We start from the raw sequence: 8,002 nt of genomic DNA, 5'->3' as shown, positions 1-8,002 counted from the left end.
CCGCGCGTCGGGGGTGACCCCTTGGAGGTCGGTCGGGTTGATCACCCGGACGCCGCGGCCCTTCATCTGCTCGAAGAAGTTGCGGGAGCGGACCATGCGCATGAAGAAGACGCATTCGAGGGGCTTCACGTCGGTGCCCGTCGCGATCATGTCGACGGTGACCGCGATGCGGGGGTTGTAGCTGTTGCGGAACGAGGCGAGCAGGTCCTCGGGACGCTGGCCCTGGGAGCCCGAGCGGTAGGTGATCTTGGCGGCGAAGTCGTTGCCCTTGCCGAACTCCTCGCGCACGACCTGGACGATGTCGTCGGCGTGGCTGTCGTCCTTGGCGAAGATGAGGGTCTTCGGCACGTGCTCTCGGCCGGGGAACATCTCGGGCAGCTTCTCCCGAAAGGTCCGGATGATGGTGCGGATCTGGTCCTTCGCGACGACCTTGCGATCGAGCGCGGCGGGGTCGTAGGAGACGTCGTCGTCGAGCTTCTCCAGGCGGACCGCCCGGGTCTGGCGGTCGCGGAACTTGGTGACGAGACCGGCGTCGACCACAGACCCCCGCCCGGTGATCTCGGTTGCGACCTTGTAGACGTCGAAGTCGACGTTGACGCCGTCGGCAACGGCCTGGTCGTGGTTGTACTCCATGACGAGGTTCTGGTCGAAGAAGGCGAAGGTCTGCTTGCCGGGCGTCGCCGTCAACCCGACGACGAAGGCGTCGAAGTAGTCGAGGACCTGGCGCCACACGCCGTAGATGGAGCGGTGACACTCGTCGACGATGATCACGTCGAAGGCCTCGATGGGAAGCGTTGGGTTGTAGGACACCTCGACCGGGGCCTTGGGCTCCAGCTCGAAGGCCGAGGCCTCGTCGAGCTCGGGGGCCATCTCGGGATCGCCGCGAAGGATCGAGTACAGGCGCTGAATGGTGGAGATCACGACCCGCGACGGCTTGTCGATGGCGTTGGCCTGCAGGTGCTGGACGTTGTAGAGCTCGGTGAACTTGCGGCCGTCGTCGGGGGTGGTGAAGGCCTGGAACTCCTTCAAGGTCTGGCGGCCGAGGTTCGCCCGATCGACGAGGAACAGCACCCGGCCCGCATCGGCGTGCTTGATGAGGCGGTAGCAGACGTTGGCCGCGGTGAAGGTCTTCCCCGAGCCCGTCGCCATCTGGATGAGCGCCCGGGGACGGAAGTGAACGAGGGACTCCTCGAGGTGGCGTATCGCCGTCTCCTGGGCGGGCCAGAGCCCGGTCGAGGAGAGCGGGGGAAGCTGGAGCAGGCGCTGGCGCAGGGTTGCCTGCTCGATGCCGCCGAAGGCTGACCAGGCGCGAACCCAGCCGGCGAGCGTCTCGGGGCGGTGGAAGGTGAAGACCTGGCGGCTGGCAGGCTCGGGGTCGAAGCCGTTGGTGAAGCGGGTCTCGACGCCGGTCGACTCGTAGGCGAACGCGAGCGGCTTGGTCAGCGCGGGGACGGTGTCGGGGAGACCCGTCGTGTACTTCGCCGACTGCCACTCGACGCCGGTGAGCGGGGTGCCCCTCTTCTTCGCCTCGATGACTCCGACGGCCTTTCGGTCGACGAAGAGCAGGTAGTCGGCGTCCCCGTGGCCATCGAGCATGGGGAACTCGCGTACTGCGACGCCTGGGGCGGCGCCGAGGTTCATCTGCTTGTGGCGTTGAACGGACCACCCGCAGGCCGTGAGCTGGCGGTCGATGTCGACGCGCGCTTGGGCCTCGGGGCCGAGGTAGTCCTCGGCGTCAGGCACGACGAAGAACTACCGCTGCTCGTGTGCTGTCGGTTCGTGCCATCGCGTTGTTCCTGGGTGTCCTTGTCTCGGGGCTGCCGACACGGTCGGTGCTTCCTGATCGCAAGGCTACTGACGCCCAGGTCCCCGAGCCCGGACTCCACCGCCGTCGGGGGGACCCCGACCTCGCGCCGTGGTCACGGCCCGCCTCGACCGGCACCTCAGGGAGGCGACCTGCGGGATCGGTCACCACTCGTCGCCGACCGACACGGTGACGACCCGCTTGGGTCGATGCCGGCTGCGAAGCCAGGTGTCCTTCTCGGGCGGCGGTCGCATGCGGGTCGGTCGCCCCCGGTAGCGGCGGTGCAGGGTCTGCCACGACATGTCGGTGAACTTGGCGAGGAGGCGCCACGAGCAGCCGTCCTGGTTCGCCTCGTAGATTGCCTGGTGGAGGGCGAGTTCGGCGTCGCGGCGCATGGCGGTCAGCGACTCGATGAGCGCGGCCCGATGCGGTGCGAGCCGGGCGGCCTGGCCCCGCGCGAGGGCCGCCTCGATGGCGCGACCCTCCCGCTCGAACTCGTCGGCAGCCCCAGATCTCGACAAATAGGCGCTTCTCGTTCTCCCAGCGTAGCAGCTTATTCTGTATCGAATCCGGACGCCTTCTCGGTGTTTGCGCGAAGACCCCCCTGTTCTTATATGGAGGTTTTCGGTTCCGGCCGGGTCCTCCCACAGACAGCTATCGATCACAGGAGGATCCCGTTGCCACCTGCTGCCCCCGCACCGTCCCCGAGCCTGCCCCACGGTCCGCTCGCCCACTTCCTCGCCCACCCCGACGCCTGGTGGAAAGACCTCGGCCACCATCTCGCCCACTTCGCCAGCCAGGTCCTGCCCATCGCCGTGCCAGTGGTGATCGCCGTCCTGGCGCTGGCGACCACCTGGGTGGTCGTCCGAGTGCTTGGCCGTCTCGGGCCACCGCCTGGTGGCCAGCTCGTCGAGGTGGCGATGCCGGCTGTCGTCGAGGCAAAGGGTGCGCTCGCCCTCTGGCGGAACCTCCACCCGGTGCTGGCCGCCAAGCGCCACCTGCTTCGCCCCGTCGGCCACGTCGCCTTCGAGATGGAGGGATCCGGTGACGGCATCGGCCTGCGGCTCTGGGTGTCCGCGGACATCTCGGCGCACGCCGTCGCCCGGGGCGTCTCCTCGGCGTGGCCGGGCGCACAGTGCCAGGTCCGCGACGCCCACCGCCCGAACCTCGCCGGTCCGCTCACCTCCTGCGGTGAGCTGCGCCTCGCGGCGCCGGCCTGGCTCCCACTCGGCACCGACCATGTCGTCGACCCGCTTCGCACCGTGATCGGCGCCCTCGACTCCTGGGACCGTGACGAGCAGGGATTGGTCCAGGTCCTAGTCCGCCCCGCCGGTACCCGCTCCGCCGCGGTCGCCCCGCCGCCGGGCGTGCTGGCGGGTCCATGGCGTCAGGACAGCTCGGGATGGGAGGACGACGATGCGTACTTCTGAGATCGCCGGTGATGGAGCCGGGTTCCGGGTGCTCGGGGTCACCGAGATCGGCCCCCGGCGTGCCGTCGCCCTCGGGGTCGAAGACGGCCGCTTCCACACCCACGTCATTGGTGCGACCGGATCGGGCAAGTCGACGCTTCTCGCCAACCTGGCACTTGCCGACATGGCAGCCGGTCGTGGCGTGGTCGTCATCGACCCGAAGGGCGACCTCGTCGTCGACCTGCTCGCCCGGATCCCCAAGCGTGCCCTTGAGCGACTGGTGTTGATCGACCCCGAGGAGACCGAGGCGCCGCCTGCCTTGAACGTCCTTTCGGGCGAGCCGGCTGAGGTGGCGGTCGACCACGTGGTGTCGGTGTTCGCCCGGATCTTCGCCGCCTACTGGGGGCCGAGGACCGACGACGTGCTGCGCTCGGCGTGTGCCACCCTGCGCCGGCTCCCCGGCGCGACCCTGGCCGACGTTCCGGTGCTGCTCACCGACCGGCGCTTCCGGGCGCCGCTCGTGGCCGGGCTGTCGGAGCGATCGGGGCTGAAAGGGTTCTGGAACGGCTACGACGCCCTGTCGCCTGCCGGCCAGGCCCAGGTGATCGGCCCGGTCATGAACAAGCTGCGGGCCGTGCTCGCCCGGAGCTTCGCCCGGGACCTGCTCGGCTCGGCCACCTCCAGCTTCTCTATGGCCGACGTCCTCGAGGGCGGCGTGCTCCTCGCCCGGCTTCCCAAGGGCCTCTTGGGCGAGGACACGGCCCGGCTGGTGGGCTCGCTGCTGGTCGCCCGGGTGTGGCAGGCGGCGACGGCCCGTGCCGGGCGGCCGGTCCGGCGCGACGCGTCGCTCTATGTCGACGAGGCGCACAACTTCTTGGCCCTCCCCGGCGCGCTCGACGACGTGCTGGCCGAGGCCCGCGGCTACCACCTGTCGCTCACCTTGGCCCACCAGCACCTCGGCCAGCTGCCCCGCGACCTTGCCGAGGCCGCGTCGGCGAACGCCCGCAACAAGGTGTACTTCAACGTCTCGCCCGAAGATGCCCGGGTGCTCGCCCGCCACACCGAGCCCTACGTGAGCGCGTACGACCTCAGCCACCTCGGCGCCTACCAGGTCGCCTGCCGCCTGGTGGTCGGTGGCCAGGACCTGCACGCGTTCACGCTTCGGACCCGGCCAATGGTCCGTGCTGTCCCCGGTCGGGCGGGTGAAGCCCAGACGGCGGCCCGAGCCAACGCCGGGCGCACCCGAGACGAGCGTCGACACGAGCTGCTCGTGCGTCGACGCCAGCACCGCCGAAGTGACGGCGGCGGCTCCCCCGGCGTCTCGACCGGCGTGCCTGGTGGCGTCTCGTCTGCCGTCCTTGAGACGCCGGGGTCGGAGGTGCAGAACCACCGGCACCGGGCCGCTCCCACCCCGGCGTCGAAGGACCCCGACTCGTGGAGCATGTCATGACTGGTTCTTCCCCTCTCCGGCGGGGCGCCGTGCCGGCACTCGACGTGCTCGGCCGGTTGACCGACCGCGACCGCCTCATCTGCCGGGTGCTGTGGGAGCACCGGATCCTCACCACCGAGCAGGTGTGCGACCTCTGCTTCACGAGCCTCGTCTCGGCCCAGCACCGCCTCGTCGCCCTGTGGCGCCTCGGGGTACTCGATCGGTTCCGCTCCATCTGCCCGGTGGGTTCGGAGTCCTGGCGCTACACGTTGGGGCCGCTCGGCGCTGGCCTGGTCGCAGCCGAACGCGGGGTGGATCCGCCGCGGGCCTCGGTGTTGCGCGACCGGGTGGTGGCGCTCGCGGCCGGGCAGCGAACCGCCCACACCCTCGGGGTGAACGGCTTCTTCTGCGCGCTCCACGCCGCGGCACGCTCACGGCCCGACGCGGCGGTGGGAACGTGGTGGTCCGAGCGGCGGTGCGCGGCGGAGTGGGGGGACTTCGCCCGCCCCGACGCGTACGGGGTCTGGGAGGAGGGAGGCGACCGGGTCGAGTTCTTCGTCGAGCACGACACCGGCACCGGCACCGGCACCGGCACCGGCACCCTCGCCCGGGTCGCGGCCAAGCTGGACGGCTACCGCGACCTCGCCGAGGCCGAGGGTGCGGCCCGGCCGGTGCTGTTCTGGCTGGCCCAGCCAGGCCGTGAGCCGGCGCTGCGCCGGGCACTCGAAGGGACCGCCCTGCCGGTGGCGACGGCCGCCGCCTGCACCGGCAGTCCCGCCGATGCGGTGTGGCTCGCGCTGGGCGAGGCGGCACCCCGGCGTCGGCTCATCGAGCTGGCCGAGCGGGCCACGGTGCCGAGCCGATGACCAACATCCGCTCCTCGGCCGCCGGGCGGGCCGCCGAGATTGAACATCGACACCGTCTCGGACAGCCCGTTCAGACAGATCCCGCCCCGGTCTCCGAACCAGGCCGGGGCGAGCACCCTCTCGCGGTGCGTGGACAGCTTCGCCTCGTCGGTGGCGAGGCCGGCCGGGCGCTCGCCGCGGCTCAGGGCCGGGCGCTCGCGGACCTGCTCGCTTCCCTCGGCGACGTGGAGGTAGGACAGGGCGAGGAGGTCTCGCCATGACCACGCCCGCCGGTGAAAGTCCCCGCTACGCCTGGTACGGGCGGGTCTCGACCGAAGACGAACAGGACCCGACGCTCAGCTTCCCCCGCCAGCTCCAAAACGCCGAGCGACAGGTGGACGAGGCCGGCGGGCGGATCGTCGCCCACTACTACGACATCGAGTCCGGCACGCGCTCCTACGCGGCCCGCGGCTCTGGCGGCCTCGCGGGCTTCGACATCGCCATTCCGAGAGACGGCGGGCTGAAGGAGCTGCTCGCCGACGCGGGCCGCCGGCCGGGCCGCTTCGACCGCGTGATCGTGGAATCCATCAGCCGCCTCAGCCGCAACTCCTCGGTCGCCTTCCGGGTCGAAGACGAGCTGCGCCAGGCCGGCGTGCGGCTGTGCGCGGCGGACGAGCCGCTGGAGGAGTCCTTCGGGACCATCGTGCTCCGCCACGTGAACATCGGCATCGCGCGGGGCTACCACCACGAGCTGATGGTGAAGTCCCGGCAGGGTCAGGAGACCTCGACCCGCCAGGGCTGGCACACCGGTGGCGTAGCCCTCTACGGCTATCGCTTCGTCACCCACGACCACCCGAACCCGCACAAGGCGAGCCGCGGGATCAACAAGCGCACCTTGGAGCTCGACCCCGTGCGTGCTCCGGTGGTGCGCGCCATCTACGACTGGTACCTGGGCGGCGGGATGGGGCTCCTCCAGATCCGCGACCGCCTCAACGCCGACCCCGACCGCTACCCGCCGCCGGTGCCGGTCGACCCGACGACGGCCCGCGGTGCGTGGAGCCGCTCCAGCGTCTGGGAGGTGCTGCGCAACCCGAAGTACACCGGCTACCAGGTGTGGAACCGCCGGGCGAGGAAGAAGGGCCACAACCGGACCAACCCGCCCGAGGCGTGGATCTGGTCCGAAGAGCCCGCACATCCCGCCATCGTCAGCCGCGAGGAGCACGAGGCGGTCCATGCACGCGCCCGGGCCAACGAACGCTCCCGTCAGGGAGTCCCCGCCACGACGGCACGAGCGACCGCGAAGACCAACTACCTCTACCGCGGCCTGCTCCGCTGCGGGATCTGCGGGCTGCGCATGTGGGGCAACCACCGCCGCAACACGACGTACTACTCCTGCCAGCCCTCCCACCAGCGCTCGAAGGACATCCCGGCCGGCCACCCGCCCCACGTGTACCTGAACGAGCAGCGGCTCAACGACGCGCTGCTCCCGTTCCTCGCCACCGCGCTGTTCGGCCCCGAGCGCACCGACTACTGGCGGCACGCCCTCGACGCCGCCGCCGAGCCTGAACGGACCACCCCGGCGAAAGAGCGCGCCAGGGAGATCGAAGCCGAGATCGCCGACCTCGAACGCCGGATTGGCCGCCAGCTCGTGAACCTCGAAGCCGACGACGTCACCCCGGCACTGCGGCGACGGGTCGCCCAGCGCGTCGACGAGCTGGAGACCACCATCGCCGAGCGGCGAGAGCGCCTCGTGGCACTGGCCCGGGCCTCGGCGACAGAGGCGCCCACGTTGGCCGACGTCGCCCCGTTGCTCGACCGCCTGCCGATCCTCGCCACTGCGCTCGACGCGGCGCCCCAGGGCGTACTGCGGGCGCTGTTCGACGCGCTGCAGCTCGACATCGTCTACCAGCCGGCCGACGGCGCCCTCGATGTCGCAGTCACCCTCTACGATCTCGGCAACGAGACTGCCCAGACCGCCGCACCGAGAAGTGCGGAGGACTGGTTGGGAGAGAAGGGCAGAGGCAGCAAACCGGCACCGGAACCGCCGCGCACCGACCGCCCACCCGAGACGGGAGAGGCCCCAGAGCGGAGGGCGGAGGGCTTGGGGGCGGGAGCAAAGCCGCAGGTCAGCGGTATTGTTTGACTCTAAGCTCTGACTTTGAGCAAATGACCTGACCCTCACCCGGCGCTTCGTCCCGGACCGGGGACTTTGCGCTCGAACCCGTGACCACGGCGGAGGAGCTGGCCGAGGGCTCGGGGCGGGCGATCCGGCGGGCGGGGTCGCACCCGCGAGGTGCCGGCGGCTGGGGCCGGCACCTCAGCCGGAGGACCATTTCGTGTCACTCGTCGCCGACGGCCCTACCACCCAGTCGCAGCGATGATCGGGGCGTTCAGATGTTGGCCGGCCATACTCCCGTCGCTCGGGGCATCGCCGAACGGGTACACGGCGCCGTCGGCCGACGCCACCCAGTAGCCGCCGCCATCTGAGGTGGTGAAGATGGCACTTGCCGGATTG

Annotated in this window: 7 protein-coding genes; 5 read left to right on the top strand and 2 right to left on the bottom strand. The window is 70.8% G+C overall.

Annotated elements, in window-relative coordinates:
* The coding region (locus VMV22_07350) for a DEAD/DEAH box helicase family protein (GenBank protein HUY22142.1) at positions 1-1,743 on the bottom strand (1,743 nt) is incomplete at its 3' end.
* A 225-nt stretch (positions 1,744-1,968) separates the two neighbouring features.
* Entirely contained in the window at positions 1,969-2,325 is a 357-nt protein-coding gene (locus tag VMV22_07345) for a hypothetical protein (protein ID HUY22141.1), read from the bottom strand.
* A 156-nt stretch (positions 2,326-2,481) separates the two neighbouring features.
* On the opposite strand from VMV22_07345, the gene VMV22_07340 reads away from it, so the two are divergent.
* From VMV22_07340 to VMV22_07320, 5 genes are all read left to right on the top strand, one after another.
* On the top strand, positions 2,482-3,234 hold the full coding sequence (locus VMV22_07340) for a hypothetical protein (GenBank protein ID HUY22140.1): 753 nt from the start codon (positions 2,482-2,484) through the stop codon (positions 3,232-3,234).
* Positions 3,221-4,663: a hypothetical protein gene (locus VMV22_07335; protein ID HUY22139.1), complete on the top strand. Its 1,443-nt coding sequence runs from the start codon at positions 3,221-3,223 to the stop codon at positions 4,661-4,663. Before VMV22_07340 ends, VMV22_07335 begins: the two co-directional genes overlap by 14 nt.
* Positions 4,660-5,508, top strand: a complete 849-nt coding sequence (locus VMV22_07330; GenBank protein ID HUY22138.1) for a replication-relaxation family protein — start codon at positions 4,660-4,662, stop codon at positions 5,506-5,508. The genes VMV22_07335 and VMV22_07330 overlap by 4 nt, the downstream gene beginning before the upstream one ends.
* 125 nt (positions 5,509-5,633) lie before the next feature.
* On the top strand, positions 5,634-5,768 hold the full coding sequence (locus VMV22_07325) for a hypothetical protein (GenBank protein HUY22137.1): 135 nt from the start codon (positions 5,634-5,636) through the stop codon (positions 5,766-5,768).
* On the top strand, positions 5,765-7,630 hold the full coding sequence (locus tag VMV22_07320) for a recombinase family protein (GenBank protein HUY22136.1): 1,866 nt from the start codon (positions 5,765-5,767) through the stop codon (positions 7,628-7,630). The genes VMV22_07325 and VMV22_07320 overlap by 4 nt, the downstream gene beginning before the upstream one ends.
* Positions 7,631-8,002 lie beyond the last annotated feature (372 nt).

It is taken from the genome of Acidimicrobiales bacterium (assembly GCA_035531755.1).
Classification (GTDB): domain Bacteria; phylum Actinomycetota; class Acidimicrobiia; order Acidimicrobiales; family UBA8190; genus DATKSK01.
This window is presented reverse-complemented; position numbering and strand designations above follow the sequence as displayed.